Annotated in this window: 19 protein-coding genes and 1 tRNA gene; 8 read left to right on the top strand and 12 right to left on the bottom strand. The window is 71.9% G+C overall.

All coding sequences use genetic code 11. The annotated features are described in order from the left end of the window. The first annotated feature begins 68 nt into the window (after positions 1-68). From KUV85_RS12975 to KUV85_RS12965, 3 genes are all read left to right on the top strand, one after another. Positions 69-695 carry a TetR/AcrR family transcriptional regulator gene (locus KUV85_RS12975; RefSeq protein WP_219960317.1) on the top strand — a complete coding sequence of 209 codons (627 nt, stop codon included), beginning with the start codon at positions 69-71 and terminating at the stop codon, positions 693-695. A gap of 351 nt (positions 696-1,046) precedes the next feature. Continuing rightward, positions 1,047-1,892 carry an SURF1 family protein gene (locus KUV85_RS12970; protein WP_219960316.1) on the top strand — a complete coding sequence of 282 codons (846 nt, stop codon included), beginning with the start codon at positions 1,047-1,049 and terminating at the stop codon, positions 1,890-1,892. A gap of 9 nt (positions 1,893-1,901) precedes the next feature. Next, positions 1,902-2,249, top strand: coding sequence for a DUF3817 domain-containing protein (locus KUV85_RS12965; RefSeq protein ID WP_219960315.1), 348 nt, complete (start codon positions 1,902-1,904; stop codon positions 2,247-2,249). A 46-nt stretch (positions 2,250-2,295) separates the two neighbouring features. Here KUV85_RS12965 and KUV85_RS12960 read toward each other — a convergent pair whose 3' ends face one another. The 3 genes from KUV85_RS12960 to KUV85_RS12950 all read right to left on the bottom strand — a co-directional run bounded on the left by KUV85_RS12960 (position 2,296) and on the right by KUV85_RS12950 (position 4,705). Further along, positions 2,296-2,841, bottom strand: coding sequence for a hemerythrin domain-containing protein (locus tag KUV85_RS12960; RefSeq protein WP_219960314.1), 546 nt, complete (start codon positions 2,839-2,841; stop codon positions 2,296-2,298). A 279-nt stretch (positions 2,842-3,120) separates the two neighbouring features. Further along, complete coding sequence (locus KUV85_RS12955; RefSeq protein WP_219960313.1) at positions 3,121-4,017, bottom strand: phosphatase PAP2 family protein; 897 nt, start codon at positions 4,015-4,017, stop codon at positions 3,121-3,123. Positions 4,018-4,063: 46 nt separating this feature from the next. Beyond that, positions 4,064-4,705: a hypothetical protein gene (locus KUV85_RS12950; RefSeq protein ID WP_219960312.1), complete on the bottom strand. Its 642-nt coding sequence runs from the start codon at positions 4,703-4,705 to the stop codon at positions 4,064-4,066. A gap of 125 nt (positions 4,706-4,830) precedes the next feature. On the opposite strand from KUV85_RS12950, the gene KUV85_RS12945 reads away from it, so the two are divergent. Both KUV85_RS12945 and KUV85_RS12940 read left to right on the top strand, forming a co-directional pair. Next, on the top strand, positions 4,831-5,340 hold the full coding sequence (locus KUV85_RS12945) for a peptidylprolyl isomerase (protein WP_219960311.1): 510 nt from the start codon (positions 4,831-4,833) through the stop codon (positions 5,338-5,340). A 20-nt stretch (positions 5,341-5,360) separates the two neighbouring features. Beyond that, positions 5,361-6,296 carry a rhomboid family intramembrane serine protease gene (locus KUV85_RS12940; RefSeq protein ID WP_219960310.1) on the top strand — a complete coding sequence of 312 codons (936 nt, stop codon included), beginning with the start codon at positions 5,361-5,363 and terminating at the stop codon, positions 6,294-6,296. 251 nt (positions 6,297-6,547) lie between these two features. On the opposite strand, the gene KUV85_RS12935 is transcribed toward KUV85_RS12940, so the two are convergent. Next, positions 6,548-7,066, bottom strand: a complete 519-nt coding sequence (locus tag KUV85_RS12935; RefSeq protein WP_219960309.1) for a cell division protein CrgA — start codon at positions 7,064-7,066, stop codon at positions 6,548-6,550. A 73-nt stretch (positions 7,067-7,139) separates the two neighbouring features. Between KUV85_RS12935 and KUV85_RS12930 the strand changes: the two genes are divergently transcribed. Further along, on the top strand, positions 7,140-7,934 hold the full coding sequence (locus tag KUV85_RS12930) for a DUF881 domain-containing protein (RefSeq protein WP_219960308.1): 795 nt from the start codon (positions 7,140-7,142) through the stop codon (positions 7,932-7,934). A gap of 119 nt (positions 7,935-8,053) precedes the next feature. On the opposite strand, the gene pknB is transcribed toward KUV85_RS12930, so the two are convergent. The 8 genes from pknB to KUV85_RS12890 all read right to left on the bottom strand — a co-directional run bounded on the left by pknB (position 8,054) and on the right by KUV85_RS12890 (position 18,891). Further along, entirely contained in the window at positions 8,054-9,967 is a 1,914-nt protein-coding gene (pknB, locus tag KUV85_RS12925) for a Stk1 family PASTA domain-containing Ser/Thr kinase (RefSeq protein WP_337926641.1), read from the bottom strand. 23 nt (positions 9,968-9,990) lie between these two features. Further along, entirely contained in the window at positions 9,991-11,481 is a 1,491-nt protein-coding gene (locus KUV85_RS12920; RefSeq protein ID WP_219960306.1) for a serine/threonine-protein kinase, read from the bottom strand. A 5-nt stretch (positions 11,482-11,486) separates the two neighbouring features. After that, complete coding sequence (locus KUV85_RS12915; RefSeq protein WP_219960305.1) at positions 11,487-13,016, bottom strand: peptidoglycan D,D-transpeptidase FtsI family protein; 1,530 nt, start codon at positions 13,014-13,016, stop codon at positions 11,487-11,489. Beyond that, the gene (locus KUV85_RS12910) at positions 13,013-14,461 is read right to left on the bottom strand and encodes an FtsW/RodA/SpoVE family cell cycle protein (RefSeq protein ID WP_337926628.1); all 1,449 of its coding nucleotides are present in this window, start codon (positions 14,459-14,461) and stop codon (positions 13,013-13,015) included. The genes KUV85_RS12915 and KUV85_RS12910 overlap by 4 nt, the downstream gene beginning before the upstream one ends. Positions 14,462-14,471: 10 nt before the next feature. Further along, a complete protein-coding gene (locus tag KUV85_RS12905) occupies positions 14,472-15,761 on the bottom strand; it encodes a PP2C family protein-serine/threonine phosphatase (RefSeq protein WP_219960304.1) in 1,290 nt (429 codons plus the stop codon). Further along, positions 15,758-16,225, bottom strand: a complete 468-nt coding sequence (locus tag KUV85_RS12900; protein ID WP_219960303.1) for an FHA domain-containing protein FhaB/FipA — start codon at positions 16,223-16,225, stop codon at positions 15,758-15,760. Before KUV85_RS12900 ends, KUV85_RS12905 begins: the two co-directional genes overlap by 4 nt. Next, positions 16,218-16,934 (bottom strand): FhaA domain-containing protein, encoded by a 717-nt coding sequence (locus KUV85_RS12895; protein ID WP_219960302.1) that lies wholly within the window; start codon positions 16,932-16,934, stop codon positions 16,218-16,220. The genes KUV85_RS12900 and KUV85_RS12895 overlap by 8 nt, the downstream gene beginning before the upstream one ends. A gap of 172 nt (positions 16,935-17,106) precedes the next feature. Beyond that, entirely contained in the window at positions 17,107-18,891 is a 1,785-nt protein-coding gene (locus KUV85_RS12890; RefSeq protein WP_219960301.1) for a TIGR03767 family metallophosphoesterase, read from the bottom strand. Between the two features lie 17 nt (positions 18,892-18,908). Here KUV85_RS12890 and KUV85_RS12885 point away from each other — a divergent pair, with 17 nt between their 5' ends. Both KUV85_RS12885 and KUV85_RS12880 read left to right on the top strand, forming a co-directional pair. Continuing rightward, positions 18,909-20,105, top strand: a complete 1,197-nt coding sequence (locus tag KUV85_RS12885) for a hypothetical protein (RefSeq protein WP_219960300.1) — start codon at positions 18,909-18,911, stop codon at positions 20,103-20,105. Between the two features lie 55 nt (positions 20,106-20,160). Then, a tRNA-Leu gene (locus KUV85_RS12880) sits at positions 20,161-20,247 on the top strand. The last annotated feature ends 33 nt before the right edge of the window (positions 20,248-20,280 follow it).

Below are 20,280 nucleotides of genomic sequence, written 5' to 3'. Positions count from 1 at the left end.
GCAGACTGTGCCAAGCCTCACACCGGGCGTCAAGGCCGGACCGCGAAATGGAGGGGGGGAGCACGACGGTGACCGACACCGAGGACGAGCCGCGGGACTGGCGCGCCCACGACCGCGACGACCTGCCCGCCACGTTGCGCGCAGCGCTCGACTGCTTCGTGCAGCAGGGCTACCACGGCACCTCGATCCGCGAGCTCGCCGCCGCCGCCGGCCTCTCCGTCGCCGGGCTCTACCACCACCACCGCAGAAAGCAGGACCTCCTCGTCGCCTGCCTGCGCCACGCCATGGAGGACCTGTGGTGGCGCAGCCTCGCCGCCGACGACCCCGACGCGGCGCCCGTCGACCGGCTCGCCGCCCACGTGGAGTGCCTCGTCCTCTTCCACGCCCGCCGCCAGGACCTCGCCTTCGTCGCCTGGAGCGAGATCCGCGGCCTCGAGGACACCGAACGCGCCGCCCACATCGAACGCCGCGACCGGCAGCAGTCCCTCACCGACGCCATCGTCACCGCCGGGTGCGAGTCCGGCGACTTCGCCCTCGACCACCCCGAGGACACTGCCCGCGCGCTCGTCACCATGTGCACCGGCGTCGCCCAGTGGTACCGCCCCTCCGGCGGACTGACCCCCGAGGACGTCGCCGACCGGTACGTCGCCATGGCCTTGGATCTGGTGCGGGCGCGTGGGGTGCGGTCGGCGTAGCGGCTGCGGAGGTCTCGACACGCCGCCGCTCGTCCCTCGCGGCGTCGGCTCGACCACCAAGGCCGGTCGGGCCAACGAGCCGGTCCCCTTGGTGGTCGAGGTGCGAGGAGCGGGTGCGGGGGTCTCGACACGCCGCCGCTCGTCCCTCACGGCGTCGGCTCGACCAACAAAGGGGGCCGACCCCTTGGTGGTCGAGGTGCGAGGAGCGCCAGCGACGAGCCTCGAGACCGGGCGAACCAGCGACGAGCCTCGAGACCGGGCGGACCAGCGACGACACCCGCCCGGCGACCGGGCGAAGGTCACGCCCGGGCGAATGCGGCGGCGTACGGGGTGGCTTCGTAGGCTGAGCGGGTGAGTGCACGCGGTTGGTGGACGCCCCGGATGGTGGGAGCGCACCTGCTGGCGCTGGTGTGCATGGCGATCGCGGTCGGGTTCGGCGTGTGGCAGTGGGACGCCTGGCAGGTACGCCGCGACGCCGAGCAGGTCGACCTCACCCAGCGCGACCCGGTCGCGTTGTCCTCCGTGCTCGGGCCCGACGACCCGTTCCCCGGGCAGAGCGTCGGCCAGCCCGTCCGCATCGACGGCACCTGGCTGCCCGACAGCACCGTCCTCATCGACGGCCGCGAGACCGGCGGCGGGCAGGTCGGCCGCTGGGTCGTCACCCCGCTCACCACCGGCGACCGCGACGACCCCGCCGTCCCCGTCGTCCGCGGCTGGGTCGCGCCCGACGAGGAACCGACCCCACCGCCGACCGGCACCGCCGAGGTCGTCGGCTGGCTCCAGCCCTCGGAGGGCACCGGCGCCATCGACGACGACCCGACCGACGACGTACTCCCGCAGCTGCGGGTCGCCGACCTCGTGCAGCGCACCCCCGGCGACCTGTACGCCGCCTACGTCGTCCTCGACAACGCCCGCACCCTCGAGGGCGGCGAGCAGAACACCGCCTCGGCCGAGATGACCGAGGCCACGCTGGACCAGCTCCCGCAGGTCGACCGCTTCACCGCGCTGCGCAACCTGCTCTACGCGATCGAGTGGTTCGTCTTCGCCGGGTTCGCCGGGTTCGTGTGGTGGCGCTACGTCCGCGACGAGCGCGCCCGCGACCTCGCCGTGGCAGCCGCCGCGGCCGAGGCTGACCGGCCCGAGGGTGACGCAGCCGACGAGGACACCGATGCCGCCCCGCGACCGGCCGAGCGCTAGGTTCTGGACGTGAGCCTGTTCCGCACCTACCAAGCACTCGCGATGGTCGTCGGCGTGCTCCTCGTGGCCGGCACGCTCGACGCGATCGCCAAGTACGGCTTCGCCGAGGGCAGCTCCGTGCAGCGCCTCGGCGAGGACTTCGACTGGATCTGGATGATCCACGGCTGGATCTACATCGTCTACGTCGTCGTCGCGTTCGTGCTCACCCAGAAGGCACTGTGGCCGTTGAGCCGGTTCCTGCTGCTGATGGTCGCCGGCCTCGTGCCCGGCCTGATCTTCTACGTCGAGCGGCAGGCCGCCCGCCAGCTCCGCGAGGAGAACCCCGAGCTCGTCGGAGCCTCCCCGCGGGAGGAGTGACCCCCGTCGGCTGAGGTCGGCGTACCTCCGCAAGGGCTCCTCGCACTCAGTCGTCGTCGAGCAGGCCCTCGCGGTCGGCCTGCTTCACGATGCGACGCAGGTTCTCCAGTGAGCCGCAGTTGGCGTCGAGCAGCTCGTTGCGCCGCGCCGCCCACTGCTTGCCCAGGTCACTGCGGACCCGCGGCCCGACCTCGGCCCGTGCCGGGTTGATGATGCTCAACTCCTCCTCGGCGAGGTGGTGCGCGACCAGGTTGCTCAGCTTCTCCACCGCCTCGTCGAAGGACTCGGTGTCGGTGCCCTTGAGCTCCATCACCTGCAGCAGCGCCTCGTTGCCCTCGGCGTGCTCCTCGTGGCCGTGGTGCACCTCGTGCTCGCCGATGTCCTCGGCCTTGCGCCGCAACTTGGGGTAGACGACCTCCTCCTCGGCCTCGCCGTGCGCGATCAGCACGTCGGCGAAGGCCCTGCGGACCGCGTCGCGGTCGGCGGTCGCGTCACGCAGCTGGCGCAGCATGACCTCGAAGAGGCGGTGGTCGTCGAGGATGAGGTCCAAGATGTCGCCCTCCACGGGGCGACCCACATCGATGGCAGTCATGCCGCGAGCCTAGACCCGTCGGCCACACCCGGGAGGCGCACGGGCGTCGCGATGCGCGGGCGTCGCGACGCCGTGTCCTCACACGACGAACAACACGATGACCAGCAGCACCGCGATGATCAACGCTGCGATGGCGATGGTGCGAGTGTCCATGACCCCTCCTCGAGTGGATGCGTCCGCGACGCGGTCGCTCCTCGAACCTAGTGCGACGACGAGGGCTCCCCATCCCCTGCTTGGGTGATGTTTCGCGGCCGCTGGGCCGCGGCATCGGACCGAGGCTCAGCGGCGTCCGGAGCCGGTCGGCACCGGCGAGGCGCCGGCCGCGGACTCCATCATCTCCAGCACCCGCAGCGTCACCAGCAGCACGCCCGCCAGCGCACCGAGCACCACGAGCGTCGCCGCCAGGAACGCCACCGTCTGGCCGAGTGCACTGTCGCGGAACGCGGCCGCCGCATCCAGCGTCAGTGCCACCACCAGGCCCAGCGCGAGCGCACCGGCCGTGGCCGCCCCCAGCCAGCGGGCGGCGTACGACGACCGCGCGGGCGCGTGCGTCGGCTCCTCCGAGACCGCGACCACCACCGTCGCTGCCAGCGCCGTCCAGCCGCCGACCACCAGGAACGCCGCCACCGAGTCGCCGGCGCGGTGCCAGCCGGCCGACATGGTGGCGACCGCGGTCAGGAAGACCAGCGCACCGCCGGCCGTCGCGACCGGCAGCCGCAGCCGGTGCGGCAGCACGAAGAGCACGGCGGCGAGCGCGGAGAGGACCGCCGTGCTGTGGCCGCCCGGGAGGCTGTTGAGCGTGACGGGCGCGTACTCCTCCAGGCCCACGTCGGGGCGGGAGAGCAGCGCCTCCTTGAGCACGAGCGTGCTGAGGTTCGCGCCGACCATGATGCCGACGGCGGCGAGGCCCGGGACCCGGGCGAGGCGCACCAGCGCGATGAGGGCGACGACGGCCAGCGCGCCGAAGAGGGAACCGACCGAGACGATGTCGAGGACGACGTCGGCGGCCTCGGCCACACTGGTCAGGACCGCACCGCGCAGGGCGGCGTCCTCGAAGGCGCGGCCCAGGTCGGTGCGGACGGTGAGGACGTAGACGAGTCCGAGCGCGACGGCGTACGCGAACGTGATCGCGGCCAGCACCACCAGCCGTCGGACCCGTTCCTCCCCGCCCGTCATGCCTCCATGATGACGGGCGGGTCGGAGCGAAGCGACTCGCCCTGGATCAGGGCTTGTCCTCCGGCGGGATCGGGTCGCTCAGCGGGTCCGGCTTCTGGCCGTCCTTGGCCTCAGAACCCTTGTCCTGGGCCTCCTCGCCGAGGCTCTCCTCGGCCATGTCGGTCGGCGGCGCACCCGGGGAGGACTGCACCGGGGCGGGCGGCGTCGGCGGGGTCCAGGCGTCCTGCGCGGCGCTGGAGCTGCCGCCGAACTTCTTCGCGGCGTACGCCGCCGCACCGCCGACCGCGCCCACGACGAGTGCGATCTTGAACTTGGAGCGCTTCTTCTTGCGCGGGCGACCGGCCGCCTCCGCGACCTGGTCGGCCAGCTGGTCCGCACGCTCCTGCGCCACCTCGGCCGCGTGCTCGGCGTGCTCGGCCAGGCTGGCCGCGCCGGCAGCGATGTAGGGCTGGGCGTTGTCACGGGCGTCCTGCAGCGCGGGGACCGCGCGGTCGTGCACGAAGTCGTCCATGGCTTCGCGCGCCGACTCCACGTGGGGGCGCATGGTCTCCACGACGTCCTCGGCCCAGTCGCGGGCGTCCTCCGCCCACTCACGGGCCTCGTCGGCGAACGTCTTCTTCTTGCGCAGCATCGTGGTGGTTCCTTCCACGTCCGAGGTGGCCTGGCGTCTCAAGCCGTACTGTTCCATGTCTACCATCCACAGGCGACCGCCCGCCCGCCGATCAGGCCGAGACCCGTAGGATCGCGACGACAGCGAACGACACCGCGGCCCCGTCCGGGGTCGGATCCTGACAGAGCGTGAGGCACCTCGGCATGGCGAACCAGCAGGCCACCTTCAAGACCAACAAGGGCGACGTCACCGTCGACCTCTTCCCCAACCACGCGCCGGAGACGGTCGCCAACTTCACCGGCCTCGCGACCGGCGAGAAGGACTACACCGACGACGCCGGCCGCTCGGGCGAGAAGTTCTACGACGGCCTGATCTTCCACCGGATCATCTCCGGCTTCATGATCCAGGGCGGCTGCCCCCTCGGCCAGGGCACCGGCGGCCCCGGCTACAAGTTCAAGGACGAGATCCACCCCGAGCTCGCCTTCACCAAGCCCTACCTGCTCGCCATGGCCAACGCCGGCCCGGGCACCAACGGCTCGCAGTTCTTCATCACCGTCGCCCAGACGCCGCACCTGACCGGCCGCCACACCATCTTCGGTGAGGTCGCCGACCAGGCCAGCCGCGACGTCGTCGACGCGATCGCCGCCGTGCCCACCGGTGCGATGGACAAGCCGATCGACCCGGTCGTCATCGAGTCGGTCGAGGTCAACTGACCCACCCCGTCTGACCAGCCATGTCCGAACCGTCCGGCGGGGTGCCGACCTGCTATCGGCACCCCGACCGCGAGTGCTACATCCGCTGCCAGCGGTGCGATCGCTCGATCTGCCCGGACTGCATGCACGAGGCATCGGTCGGGTTCCAGTGCCCCGCCTGCGTCGCCGAGGGCCGCAAGCAGACGCGGACCGGACAGACGCCGTACGGCGGCAAGCGTTCGGACAACCCCGCGCTGACGTCGTACGTCCTTATCGGGCTGAACGCCGCGGTCTGGCTGGCGATCATCGCCACCGGCTGGCGCACCAGTGACCTGATCAACCGGCTCGCGCTGAGCCCGGTCGGGGTGTGCAACTCCGCGGCCAGCCCGGACAGCTACTACCCCAGCGTCGACAGCGCGGGGCTGTGCACCAACGGCACGCAGGGCGACGGCGTGTGGTTCCCCGGCGTCGCCGACGGCGCCCTGTGGCAGATGATCACCAGCGCCTTCGCCCACGTCGACGTGTGGCACATCGGCGCCAACATGCTGGTGCTGTGGTTCATCGGGCCGCAGCTGGAGCGCGTGCTCGGACGGACGCGCTTCCTGGCGCTCTACCTCGCCTCGGGGCTCGCGGCCTCGGTCTGCGTCTTCTGGCTCTCCGCCGTCAACAGCCACACCCTCGGCGCCTCGGGCGCGATCTTCGGGATGCTCGGTGCGCTGCTGGTCGTGGTGTGGAAGGTCGGCGGCGACCTCCAGCCGTTGCTGATCTGGCTGGGCATCAACGCCTTCATCACCTTCACCATCCCCAACGTGTCCTGGCAGGGACACCTGGGTGGCTTCCTCGGCGGCGCCCTCATCGCCGCCCTCTTCGTGTTCGCGCCACGGGAGCGCCGCGGCTTGGTCCAGTGGGGCGGCCTGGCCCTGCTGGTCGTCGTACTCCTCGCCGCGACCGTCGCCCGCGCCGTCACCCTGCTCTGACCCCGCCTGCTGGGCGGCACGTTGGTCGAGCGGCGGCACGTTGGTCGAGCTTGTCGAGACCCGCCGCGGCCGTTGGTCGAGCGGCGATCCGGTGGTCGAGCCTGTCGAGACCCGTTTTCCACAGGTTTGTCCACAGTTGTGGGCGAATGACATGCGTGTAGTTATCCCCCGACTGTGGGAAACCCTGTGGAAAACCAAGCGACCCGCCTCGACGAACGAGGCGGGTCAGCAAGGAGTGATCGTGGGGTCGGCTACTCCCACTTGGTGGCGAAGGTGAAGCCCACCGCCATCAGTCCGATGCCCACGAAGAGGTTCTTCTGGGCCAGGTCGTTGAAGATCGGGATGTCCATCGGCGGCGAGGAGGTCTGCGTGACGTAGTAGACGCAGATCCACAGCACGCCCACGACGAAGCAGCCCAGCATGCCGGCGACGACGCCGCGACCGCGGCCGAGCGGCGTGGAGGGGTGCGCGGCGACGATCAGGCCGAGCGCGACCGCGCCGAAGCCGATCAGGTAGTTCCAGTCCTGCAGCTCCTGGATGAACATCGGACCGGAGCCGTCCTGGTCGGCCACCGGGGTCGCGGCGAACCAGCCGTCGGTGGGCCGCACGCCCAGGTAGTAGTAGGCGACCCAGGCGATGCCGCCGATCATGAGCACCAGCGCGAGCACGAACCGCACGGAGAACGCCGGCCCCTTGTCGGGCTCGAAGGCCTTCGCCAGCACGTCGTCGTCCTTCTTCGACGGGCGGGGCAGCTTCGGCAGCTTCGCCACGGTTTCTCCTCAACTCGGCGCTCGGTGCGGTGGCAGGTGCCGTCGTTGGATGACGCCACCTAGGCTAGACAGTATGACGGGTGCGGACGAGGAGACCACTCCGGGCCGCCGGTCGGCCGCATGGCGCTGGGGGACCCCGGTGGCCGGCGTACTGATCGGCGTCCTCTTCGTGTCCTCCGCGGTCAGCAGCGACGGCATCGACCTGCGTCCGCAGCGCTACCAGGACCTCGCCGGACTCGCCCAGGCCGAGACCGAGGAGTACGACGCCCTCGAGGCCCGCGTCAACGAGCTCGACGCCCAGATCGAGGACCTCACCAGCAACGTCGACGACGGCCGCGTCGAGCAGCTCCAGACCCAGGCCGACCAGCTCCACGACCCCGCCGGCATGACGCCGCGCAGCGGATCCGGCATCCGCGTGACGCTCTCGGACGGGCCCAAGGACCTCATGGACGTCGCGGTCGAGCGGCACGCCAGCGACAACCCCGAGGACCGCGAGTACCCCAAGCCCAACTGGTACGTCGTCCACCAGCAGGACATCCAGGCCGTCGTCAACGCGATGTGGGTCGGCGGCGCCGAGGCGATCACCATCGCCGGCCAGCGCGTCGTCTCCACCACCGGCATCCGCTGCCGCGGCAGTGTCGTGCAGCTGCAGGGCCGCCCGTACCCGCAGCCGTTCGTCATCGAGGCGGTCGGTGACCAGGAGGAGATCGCCGAGTCCGTCCGCGCCGACCCGTGGGTGCAGATCTACATGTCCGACGCCGAGGACGAGCGGATCCAGAAGGGCTGGGACCTCGAGGGCGTCGAGGAGATCCAGGCGCCGGCGTTCGAGGGCCTCATCGACCACCAGTACGCCGAGCCGCTCGCCTGACGCGGTGCCGAGTTGGCGCCGACTCGGCGGGTTCTTGAGCCGAGTTCACGCCGACTCGACCGGTTTCTGAGCCGAGTTCACGCCGACTCGGCACCTTCTTCGGCCGAGTTGGCGCCGAGTCAGTCGGGGACGAGCTCGTCGTCGTCGGTCGGGCCGCCGGGGACGTCCGGGTCGTTCGGGTCGGGGTCCTCGCCGTCGTCGACGCCGTCACCATCGGTGTCGGGCTCGTTGGGGTCGGTGCCGTCCTCGACCTCCTGGCCGTCCTGCACGCCGTCGCCGTCGGTGTCGGGCTCGTTGGGGTCGGTCCCCTGGTTCTCCTCCTGCTGGTCGGTCAGGCCGTCGTCGTCGCTGTCGGCCTTCGGGTCGTAGGTGGAGACGAAGAAGACCACGTCGTCGCCGTCGTCGGCCTTCTCACCCGCCTGCTGGATCTGCTCGACCACCTCGCCCTTGGGCCGCTCGGTGTCGTCCTCCTCGCGGGCCACCGGGTTGAAGCCGCGCTCGCGCAGCAGCTGCTCGGCCTCGTTCTGCCGCATGCCGACGATGTCGGGGATCGTCGCGCGGCCGTCGGAGACCCGCAGCTCGATGCTGGTGTCGGTGGTGATCGCGCTGCCGGGCTCGGGCCTGGTGGCGACGACGCTGTTCTTCGCCTCGTCGCTCTCGACGGTGCTGACGGAGATGTTGCGCCGCGGGATGCCCTGGTCGGTCAGTGACTGGATGGCCGGGTTGCGGCGCTGCCCGGTGAGGTTGGGCATCGCGAACTCGCACGGCCCCGTCGACACGACCAGCTCCACGGTCTCGCCCGGCGGGACGTAGTCGCCGCCGGCGGGCTCCTGGGAGGCCACCTGACCCGAGTCGTAGCGGTCGTTGTCCACGCACTCCTCGGTGTGGGTGACCTCGAGGCCCTCGTCGCCGATCTCGCTGCGCGCCTCGTCGCGCGACAGCCCGAGCACCTCGGGCACCTGCACGTCGGGCTCGGTGGTGTCGAACAGCCGCGGCCACACCAGGAACGCCGACACGATCAGCGCGAGCAGCAGCAGGCCGAGCAGCACCCAGAAGCCCACCTTGTTGCGGCGGTCGTCGCGACGGTCGCCGCCGTTGCCCTGCGCGGGCGTGGCGCCGGTCGCGTCGGCCACCGGGGCACCGACCACCGCGGTCGGCGGGTCCTCCGGTGGCGGCACCGGCGGTGTCACCACCGCCGCCACCGGACGGCCGGCCAGGTAGCGCTCGATGTCGTGGCGCATCTCCGCCGCCGACTGGTAGCGCTCGTCGATGCGCTTGGTCAGCGCCTTCATCGCGATCGCGTCCACCGAGTCCGGCAGGTCCGCGTCCAGGTGCGAGGGCGGCGTCGCCGGCTCCCGCACGTGCTGGACCGCCACCGCCACTGCCGAGTCGCCGACGAACGGCGGCTGCCCGGTGAGCAGCTCGTAGAGCAGGCAGCCGGCGGAGTAGACGTCGGAGCGGGAGTCGACGGACTCACCGCGCGCCTGCTCGGGGGAGAGGTACTGCGCGGTGCCGACCACCGCCGCGGTCTGGGTCATCGACGTGGCCGCGTCGCTCATGGCGCGCGCGATGCCGAAGTCCATCACCTTGACGTCGCCGGCCGGGGTCAGCATCACGTTGCCCGGCTTGATGTCGCGGTGGATGATCCCGGCGCGGTGGCTGTAGTCCAGCGCCGCCAGCACACCGCTGGTGATCTCCAGGGCCCGCTCGGGCAGGATCTTGCGACCCTCGCGGAGCACGTCGCGCAGGGTGCGGCCCTCGACGTACTCCATGACGATGTAGGGCTGCATGACGCCGTTGGTGGCGCGTTCCTCGCCGGTGTCGTAGACGGCGACGATCGAGGGGTGGTTCAGCGCGGCCGAGGACTGCGCCTCACGCCGGAAGCGTGCCTGGAAATTGTCGTCGGTCGCGAGGTCGGTGCGGAGCCGCTTGATCGCGACGACCCGGCCCAGCCGGGTGTCGACGGCCTTGCGCACCTCGGCCATGCCGCCACGGCCCAGCAGCTCACCGAGCTGGTAGCGGCCACCGATCATCGGCCCCTCGGGCGACTCGTCGTTCACGTGGTGCCCCCGTCAGTCGGCAGCGCGCTGCTGGGGCTGGTGGGCGTCCCCTGCCCCTGGGTCTGCGACTCCGACGGGCTCGGCGTGGGCGTCGGGGTCGGCGTCTCGGGCTCCGGCGGCGGGCCGTAGTGCTCGATGGTGATGACCGAGCCCTCCTCGACCGATCCGGTCGGGTTGACCGACGCGACGGTGTCCTCCTGCTGGGAGCCGTCGTTGTCGACCTCGGTGAGCGTGGTCTGCAGACCACGGTCGCGCAGCTCGGCCGCCACCTGGTCGACGTCACGGCCCAGGTAGTCGCCCTCGTTGACCTGCACCGTCGCGGGGGCGGTCTCGCTCGGCGTCGTCGGCTCCGTCGTCTCCGCCTCGGTGGTGGCGGGCTCGGAGGTCGTCGGCTCCTCGGTCGGCTCCTCGTCGTCGCCACCGGTGAGCAGCAGCCCCGCGATCAGCGCGATCGCCGCGACCAGCAGCACGACGAGCAGCACGATCGGCCACGCCTTCTTGCGGTCGTCCTTGTGGTCGGTGGCGTTGGTGGCCGTGGTCGGCTCGGGCTCCGGCTCGTACGCCGCCGGGGCGCCCAGGCGGTCCATCGGCTGATCCGGCTGGTGCATCGCGGTGGCGCCGGTCGCCGGCAGCACCGAGGTCGCCGGCGCGGCCGGGGGCATCGCGGAGGGATCGCGCAGCGCGGTGGCGAGCGCGGCGCCGTCGGCGAACCGCTCACCGGGCTCCTTGGCCATGGCGCGGCGTACGACGGCTGCCAGGTCGGCGGGGACCGAGTCGGGCAGCTCGGGCACCGGCTCGCGGGAGTGGGCCATGATCGTGGCGACCGGGGAGTCGCCCTCGAAGGGCCGCGCCCCGGTGAGCGCCTCGTAGGCGACCACGCCGAGGGCGTAGACGTCGGAGGCGGCCGTCGCGGGCTTGCCCAGCGCCTGCTCGGGCGCGAGGTACTGCGGGGTGCCCATCACGGCGCCGGTGCGGGTGATCTGCGCGGCGTCGCCGGCGCGGGCGATGCCGAAGTCGGTGACCTTCACCTTGCGGTCGGAGGTGACCACCAGGTTGGCGGGCTTCACGTCGCGGTGCACGATGCCCGCCCGGTGGGCGGTCGCGAGTCCGTCGGCGGTCTGCGCGAGCAGGTCCCGCACCACGTCCGCGTCCAGCGGACGCCCGCCGGCCAGCAGCGAGCTCAGCGGCTTGCCGTCGACCAGCTCCATCACCAGGAACGGCGCGCGGCCGTCGGTGGGGCTGGCGTCGTAGTCGAAGACGCCGGCGATGTTGGGGTGGTGCAGCGAGGCGGCGTTGCGGGCCTCGGTGTCGAAGCGGGCGCGGAAGGTCTCGTCGTCGGCGTACTCGTCCTTGAGGACCTTGACCGCCACCTCGCGGTGCAGGCGGGTGTCGGTCGCCCGCCACACCACGCCCATGCCGCCGGTCGCGATGCGGGAGTCGAGCCGGTAGCGCCGCGCCGCGTCGGCGTACTCCACGGGCTGTGCCATGTCGTTCATCGCAGGACCGCCTCCATCACGGCCTTGGCGACCGGGCCACCCAGCCCGCCGCCGGAAATCTCACGTCCGGGCGCCTCTTGGATCATCACCGCGACCGCGACCTCGGCGTCCTCCGCCGGCGCGAACGAGGTGAACCACGCGTACGGCGCGGCGCCCTCCACGCCGCGCTGCGCGGTGCCGGTCTTGCCGGCGACGCTGGTGCCGGGGATGCCGCCGGGGCTGGCGGTGCCGCCGTCGACGGTCTCCACCAGCAGGTCGGTCAGCTGGGACGCCGTCGAGGGCGAGATCGCGTCGCGCAGCTCGTCGGGCTCGAAGGACTCGATGAGCTGGTAGTCGGCCGACTGCACGTTCTCCACCAGCTGCGGGCGCATCAGCGTGCCCTGGTTGCCGATCGCCGACATCACCATCGCCATCTGCATCGGCGTGGCCTGCACGTCGAACTGGCCGAAGCCGGTGCGTGCGGTCTCGGCGTCGTTGAGCTCACGGGGCGCCTGCTCCTCGCCGTCCACGACGTCGGTGACGCTCTCGGGGTAGATCGAGGTCGCCTGACCGGGCAGGTCCTGGAACTGGGTGCTGTTGAAGCCGAACGCCTCCGAGCGCTCGCGCATCTCCTCGGGGCCGAGCTCCACGGCCATCTTCGCGAACGCGGTGTTGCACGACTGCGCCATCGCCGCGCCGAAGCTGATGTTCTCAGGCGAGCATCCGGTGCGGCCCTCGTTGTCGATGAGGTTCTGCTCCCCGGTCGTGCCCGGCGCCTGCCAGGTCGCGCCGGAGGGCACCTGGTCGCCGCCGTTGTAGAGGCCCGCCTCGATGGCGGCCGCGGCGGTGACGACCTTGAACGTCGAGCCCGGCGCGAGTCGCGTCTGGATCGAGCGGTTGAGCAGCGGCTGCTTCTCGTCCCCGTCGCCGTCGCTGGGGTCGAGCCGGTCGTAGGCGTCGGCCGCGGCGGAGAAGTCGTGCGTCGCGAGGTTGTTGGGGTCATAGGCCGGCAGCGACACCGACGCCAGCACCCGCCCGGTCTTGGGCTCGATGGCGACCACCGAGCCCTCGCCCTCGGGACCGATCGAGTTGCGCAGGGCGTCGTACGCCGCCTGCTGCGCGTCGGGGTCGAGGGTGAGGGTGACGTTGCCGCCCTTGTTGTCCTGGTTCTGCACCAGGTCGACCAGCCGGTCGACGAAGAGCCGCGGGTCCTGCCCGGAGAGGATCTCGTTCTGGGTGTTCTCGATGCCGGTCTGGCTGGTGAGCTGCAGGAAGCCGGTCGTGTGGCCGTAGACCAGCGGCTTGGGGTACTGCCGCAGGAACTTGTAGCGGTCGTTGCTCGGCTCGCTCAACGCGATCGGCTGCTGGTCGCCGACGAGGATCTGGCCGCGCTCGCGGCTGAACGCCTCCTCGGTGACGCGCCGGTTGTCGGCGCCGTCGGCGTTGTAGTCCTCGGCCTTCCAGAACTGCAGGTAGCTGGCGTTGACCATCAACGCGACGAACAGGAACATGCAGAACACCGCGACGGTGCGGATCGGCTTGTTCACGAGCCGCCACCTCCCGCGGTCGTGGTCTTGATGACCTGGGTGTGCACGTCGTCGGGCTCCTCGGGCTCCTCACCCAGCTGCGAGGGCAGCGGGCGGCGGGCCTGGTCGGAGATGCGCAGCAGCAACGCGATGATGATCCAGTTGGCCACCAGCGAGGAGCCGCCGTAGGACAGGAAGGGCGTCGTGAGGCCGGTCAGCGGGATCAGCCGGGTGATGCCGCCGATGACCACGAAGACCTGCAGCGCGAAGACGCCCGCGAGGCCGGTGGCCATCAGCTTGCCGAAGCCGTCGCGGGAGATCAGCGCCGCCCGCAGCGCCCGCTCCACGATGAGGCCGTAGAGGACCAGCACCGCGAGCACCGCGGTGAGGCCCAGCTCCTCGCCGATCGCGGCAAGGATGAAGTCGGTCTCCACCTCGGGGATGCGGCCCGGCATGCCCTCGCCGAAGCCGCGGCCGATCATGCCGCCCCACGCCATGCCGTAGAGGCCCTCGACGAGCTGGAAGCCGTCGCCGTTGCGGTCGGCGAACGGGTCGAGCCAGATCTCCACGCGCTGCTGCACGTGCCCGAAGAACAGGTAGGAGAACAGCGACCCGCCCAGGAACAGCAGCCCGCCGACGACCAGCCAGCCCGGCCGCTCGGTGGCGACGTAGAGCATGATCAGGAACAGGCCCAGGAAGAGCAGGCTGGAGCCGAGGTCGCGCTGGAGCACCAGCACCCCGAGGCTCACCACCCACACCATCAGCACCGGCCCGAGGTCGCGCCCGCGCGGGAAGTCGATGAAGAGCAGCCGCCGTCCGGCGAGTGCGAGCGCGTCGCGGTGCACCACCAGGTAGCCCGCGAAGGTGATGACCAGCAGCACCTTGGCCAGCTCGCCGGGCTGGAAGCCGACCGGGCCGAGGTCGACCCAGATCTTCGCGCCCAGCGTGCGTTCGGCGCCGATGACCGGCATCAGCGGCATCAGCAGCAGCACGATCGCCGCCAGCCCGGAGGTGTAGGTGAACCGCGCCAGCATCCGGTGGTCGGAGACCAGGATCAGCGTGCCGGCGAAGCCGACCACTCCGACGGTCATCCACACCAGCTGCTGGTCGGCCTTCTGGATGTCCAGTGCCTGGTCCAGCCGGTAGATCACCGCCAGGCCCAGCCCGTTGAGTGCTGCCACCACCGGCAGCAGCACCGGGTCGGCGTACGGCGCCACCATCCGGACCACGACGTGGGCGGCGACGGTGAGCGCCACCAGCCAGCCGCCGTACCCGATCAGGTTGGTCGGGACCTCGCCCTCCAGGCCGAGGCCGACCGTGGCGTAGGCGCCGATGCCGACGACGAGGGCGAGGATGAGCAGGAAGAGCTCCGCGCCCCGTCGCTGGCGGTGCACGAAGCCCATGAAGGCGGACTGGCTCGGCTGGCCGGACTGGCCGGCGCGCCGCGACTCGCTGGACTGACTCACCACGACCGCCTCACTCGCCGGCCTCGGAGGCGAGCTCGGCGAAGTTGCGGACCGTGTCGACGGCATCCTCGTAGTCCTCGGCGGCGATGCCGCTGCTCACGTCGGAGGAGACCGCGTCGGGCAGGTCGGCGGTGGGCAGGTCGCTGACCCGGTAGAGCTCGGAGAGGCCCGGCAGGCCGTCGATGCCGCGGTAGATCGCGACCTGGCCGTCGGACTCGCCGATGTAGTACTGCTGCTGGGTCCACCAGTACGCCGTCGCACCGACGATCCAGGCCAGGCCCAGCGCCACCGTCGCGGCGAGCACCCGGCGCACCCACAGGAAGCGCCGCGGCGGGCGCGGCGCGTAGCGGTAGGCCTCCTCGTCGATCGGCGGATCGTTCTGGATGACCCAGTCGACGCCGTCGGGGATCTCGTCCTCGATCGGCTCCAGCTCGCCGGTGTCGCCGGACCGGTGCCCGCGGAAGAGCCCGCGCGGCATGCGGCGCTTGGGGTCCGCGGCCGCACCGACCACCATCGGCTGGGGCCGCGCGGAGGTGGTGTCCTCCTCGGCGGGGCCGACGTCGGCGACCACGCACGTCACGTTGTCGGAGCTGCCCGCGTCGAGGCTGTTGCGGACCAGCTCGATCGCGGCGTACTCCGGCGACCCGTGGGAGAGGATCGCCGCCATCCGGTCGTCGGTGAGGACGCCGCACGCGCCGTCGCTGCAGACGAAGAGCCGGTCACCGGCGACCAGCTCGAGGGTGAAGACGTCCGGCTCCACGTCGTGGATGCCGTCGAGGGCCTTGAGGATCAGGTTGCGGTTGGGGTGGGCCCGCGCCTCCTCCTCGGTGATCCGGCCGTCGTCGATGAGGCTCTGCACGAAGGTGTGGTCGCTGGTGAGCTGCGACAGCTCCCCGTCGCGGTAGAGGTAGGCGCGGGAGTCGCCCACGTGGCCGATCCCGATCTGGGTGCCGTTGAAGGCCACCACCGTCGCGGTCGTGCTCGTGCCGCTCAGTGCCGGGTCGTGGTCGACGTGTCGACCGATCGCGAGGTGCGCCTCGTGGAGCGCGTCGTTGACGCGGGTGCCGAGGTCGCCCTCGGCCGGGCCGTCGTCGAGGGAGCGCAGCTCGGTGATCGCGGTGCCCGACGCGATGTCGCCGCGTGCGGCGCCGCCGACTCCGTCGCAGACCGCGAGCAGCCAGGGGCCGGCGTACCCGGAGTCCTGGTTGTCCTTGCGGACGCGGCCCACGTCGGAGATGGCATGGAAGTCCAGCCGCAGCGCAGCCGCGGCGGCCGTGGCCGGGGTGGTCGGCTCGGTCATTTCTTCAGCTCCACGACGGTCTTGCCGATGCGGACCTGGGAGCCGATGCCGATCTCCGCCGGTTGCGTGAGCCGCTGGCTGCCCAGGTAGGTGCCGTTGGTCGAGCCGAGGTCCTCGACGTACCACTGCTCGCCGGAGGCGGCGATGCGGGCGTGGCGGGTGGAGACGTAGTCGTCGTCGAGCCGGATCGCGGCGTCGTTGCCGCGACCGATGAGGATCGGCGCGTCCGAGAGCGACACGGTGATGCCGGCGTTGGAGCCCTGCACGACCTCGACCTTGCTGGGGGTGCCGCGGCGGCGCGGCGCCTTGGGCTTCTTGCCCTTCGGGTCCGGAGCGGCCTCGCGCGGGCTGGGCAGCCGCGCACCGAACATGTCCGAGCGGATCACCGAGATCGCCGAGAGCACGAAGATCCAGAGCACGGCCAGGTAGCCGAGCCGGATCAGGAACAGGGTCAGCTCAGACATCGGTGTCCTCCTCGGTGCGGACCACCAGGGAGGTGCGGCCGACCTGGACGCGGGAGCCGTCCGTGAGGTCCGCACGGGCCACCTTCTGCCCGTCGACCCGGATGCCGTTGGTCGATCCCATGTCGTGGACCTCGATGCGCAGGCCCCGGTCGCCGTGCGGCGCGGTCACGAGGAACTGCGCGTGCTGCCGGCTCACGCCGGGGTCGTCGATGCGGAGGTCCGCCTCCGAACCGCGCCCCACGATCAGGCCCGGCGGCGTCAGGGCGTGCCGGGTGCCGTTGACCTCGACCATCGCCCGCGTCGTGGTGACCGGCGCGGTGCGGTCGCGGCCCGTCACGCGGGCCTGGGCCTCGCTGCGCACCCGGAACCGGCCCGTGGTCAGGTCCGAGTCGGACTCGAAGTGGATCCGGATCGAGCCCGGGAAGGTGTAGTTCTGCAGCTCGGCGTGCTCCTCGAGCTGGTCGGTGAGCTCGGCCTCGAGCGTGGAGTCGTACGGCGAGAGCCGCGCCATGTCGGAGTCGGAGAGCTCGACGTGGAAGACGTTGGGCACCAGTCGGCGTGTCCGGGACACGATCTGGGCCTGGTTGTCGAGCTCACGCTGGAGCGCGGCGGCGATCTCGACCGGCTGCACGGCACTGCGGAAGGTGCGCGCGAAGACCCCCGAGATGGCCTGCTCGAGGCGCTGCTCGAAGCGCTGCAGACCGCTCAACGACAGACTCCTCTCGCGGATCGGGACCAACGGCTTCGCTCGATCGTATCGGCCCGGCCCCGCCGGAGTCCCATGGCGCACCGCCACCCGCCGGTCGAGCCGTCCCGTTGGTCGAGCCGTCTCCGTTGGTCGAGCCGTCTCCGTTGGTCGAGCCTGTCGAGACCCCCCGGCCTCAGGAGCGCGGGTCGGCCACGACGAGCTCGACGTTGCGGTCGGCGCGGGTGCCGGTGCCGCCGCTGTGGTCGTGCCAGTCGTTGAGCGCGAGCTCGCGGCCCAGCCCGGCGAGCCCCGCGGCGTCGGCCAACGCGCCGCTGCCGCCGGTGGCGGCCGGCCCGGCGTGGTCGACCATCGTGGTGAAGATCGACAGCGTGCCGTCGCGGTTGTCGGCCACCTCCAGCAGACGACTCTGCTGCGGCCAGTCGATGTGGGAGGCGGTCGTGATCTCCCACAGCCCGCCGCCGGAGGCGCGACGTCGGGCGGTGACCTTGTTGGCGTGGGTGTGGCCGTTGAGCCAGGCGATGACCTGCGCGTGGGCCAGCAGCAGCTCCAGCACCGCGTCGCCGGTGACCCGCTGCTGGGCGTCACCGCCGGTCAGCACGAGCGGGTTGTTCATCGTCTCCGAGGTGTGGTGGCTGGCCACGACGACCGGACGGTCACCGGCGTCGGCGAGCACCCCGGCGAGCCAGGCGAACTGGTCGGCGTCGATCGAGCCGTCGGCGTACCCGTTGGGGTTGACGGTGTCGAGCACGACGAACCGGATGCCGCTGCGGTCCACGGTGTAGTGGGCCGTGCCCTCGGCGCGGTTGGTCGCGGTGAAGCCGTGCCCCACGGGCTGGCCGCCGGTGGCGAAGTGCTCCTCGACGACCTCGGCGCGGGTCAGCAGGCGGCGGTCCGCGTCGGGCGTGACGCGGCGTACGCCGGGGCTCAGCGCGAGGTTGCCCAGCAGGCCACCGGTGCCACCGAGGCCGCCGAGCAGGTCGGAGGTGCCGGCGAGCACGTCGTCCAGCAGCGCGCCCGGGTGGAGCCCGACGGGGGAGATGACCTTCAACGGGCCGGTCGCGATCGCACCGAGGTGGAGGTTCTGCGGGAAGTTGCCCTGGACCAGGCCGTCGTGGTTGCCGAAGACCGAGAACCACTCCATGCCCAGCCCCTCGGCCTCGAACGGCCGGCGGGCGGCGTCCAGCAGGCCCGGCACCGTCGGGAAGCCGTAGCGCCGCCGCGGCAGGTCGTCGGGCCGTCCCCGGGGCGTGCCCTCGGGGTGCCAGTACGCCGGGTCGTAGTGCACCGGGTGGCTGTCGGCCACGCCCTCCCAGCGCGTGAGGTCCCCGGAGTCGAAGCGGACCGTGCCGCCGCCGAGGACGTCGATGTTCCAGCGGACCTCGTTGAACTGGGAGTTGTCGGAGTTGTCGCCGGTCTGGATGGCCAGTGCCAGCGGCTTGCCGGTCACCGGGCCGACGCCGATGTCGTTGAGCTGGCGCACCATCGAGTCGGCGATCTGGCCGCTGAGCATCTCGTGGGCGCGGTAGGAGGAGCTGAGCAGCCCGGTGCCGGGCAACGCCGAGGGGTCGTCGAGCCGGTCGAGGTACTCCACGCGCAGCGGCGACTGGGCGTCGACCACGTGCACGTCACTGAGCTGCACGAAGGCCGCCAGCGGCTTGTGGCGGCCGTGGTGACCGGGATCGGGCGTGACGCCGAGGTCGGTGCGCAGGCGGTGGGCCTCGCCCGCCACCCGCACCACCGGCCGGTAGCCGCCCCGGCCCGGAGCCCCGGGCACCAGCCGGGAGCCGAGGGTGGCTGCGCTGCTCGCGGTCGGCGCGGCGGCCACGGCCCCGGGGAGGCGCTGCCCGGCACCGGCGACGGCGGCCGCCGCCAGCCCGGTCGCCGCGCCCGCGCGGAGGAGATGACGTCGGGAGAGGTCCACGAAACCGTCCAACGATCCACGCGTGGCGCCGGTCACGGTGGGAGGATCGGCCGGTGATCCCGCGGCTCCGTCTCCTGCTCGCGCTCGCGGTCGTCGCGACCAGCGCCTCCTGCGGGCTGATCGCCTCGCTGGACGAGGTGTACGACTCCACCGTCGAACCGGTCGACCTCGCGCTGCCCGCGCCCACCGTCGCCGTCGCCACCCGCGACGGGCTGCTGCTGCGCGCCGGTGAGGTACGGCGCCTGGAGAAGCGGGCCACCGCCGTCGAGTGGCTGCCCGAGGGACGCGCGATCGTCTACTACCGCGACGGCGTACGGCTCTGGGAGCCGGCGACCGACGAGCTCGGGCCGCTGCGTCGGCTCGTCCCCGGCGAGCTGCCCGTGGGCCCCCGCGACATCAAGCGCTCGGTGACCCAGGTCGACGTGACCGTGAGCAGCTTCGGTGAGGAGGGTGCCACCGACGACGGCACCGACCTGGCTGCCCACGACCTGGACCTGGGCCTGCGGTGGCAGGTCGACCTGCCCGGTGTGCAGCACCTGGACGACGACGAGGTGTTCGACGCGACCCGCAGCTACGGGTTCGGCCACACCATCGACGGCATCACCTACCTGCCGTGGAGCGAGTACGACGCCACCGGTGAGGAGAGCGACCCGCACTACGGACTGCTGCGGGTCGGGCCTGGCGGCGAGGTGCTCGATGAGGTGCAGGTCAACGAGCGCATCAAGTCGATGTGGCTCGCGGCCGACGGGTCCGCGCTGCTGGCGACGCGGCGTACGTCGGGGGACCCGTGCGGCGGCTGCCAGGTCGAGCTGGAGCTGGTCGAGCTGGACCCGGCCACCGGTGCCGTGGTCGCGGAGTACGGCATGCCGAGTGACTACGGCAAGGAGTGGGACGTCGCCGACGTGGACAAGGTGGGGGACCGGGTGGCGATGCGCTTCCACGAGTTCCGCGACCCCGACGACGAGGACGACCCCTCCACGACGGAGCTGATGCGCGGCACGTGGGTGCTCGACGACGACGGCTGGACCCTGCTCGAGGGCAGCACCGAGGAGATCACCTGGTGGCAGGGGCCCGAGGACCGGATCGTCGCCCGCGTGGCCGACCGGCCGGGCACCGAGAACCTCGACTACGACCTCGTCTGGCTCCACGACGGCGAGGAGACGCCGCTGCGCGGCCGGATCGGGGAGTGGCCGCGGGGGAACTACCGGCAGGGCTCGGTGCCGGGGCAGCTGCTGCCGCCGGCCGGGTGACCGACCCGCGGTTTGGGCGTGACGAACCGGCTGGGATAACCTTGCCCGGCTGCACGCGCGAGTGGCGGAATAGGCAGACGCGCACGGTTCAGGTCCGTGTGTCCGAGAGGACGTGGGGGTTCAACTCCCCCCTCGCGCACCACACGTGAAAGGCCCCGGATCCACGAGGATCCGG

It is taken from the genome of Nocardioides panacisoli (genome assembly GCF_019448235.1).
GTDB classification, from domain to species: domain Bacteria; phylum Actinomycetota; class Actinomycetes; order Propionibacteriales; family Nocardioidaceae; genus Nocardioides; species Nocardioides panacisoli_A.
The sequence above is the reverse complement of the archived record's forward strand: the minus strand, read 5'-3'. Positions and strand labels throughout refer to the sequence as shown.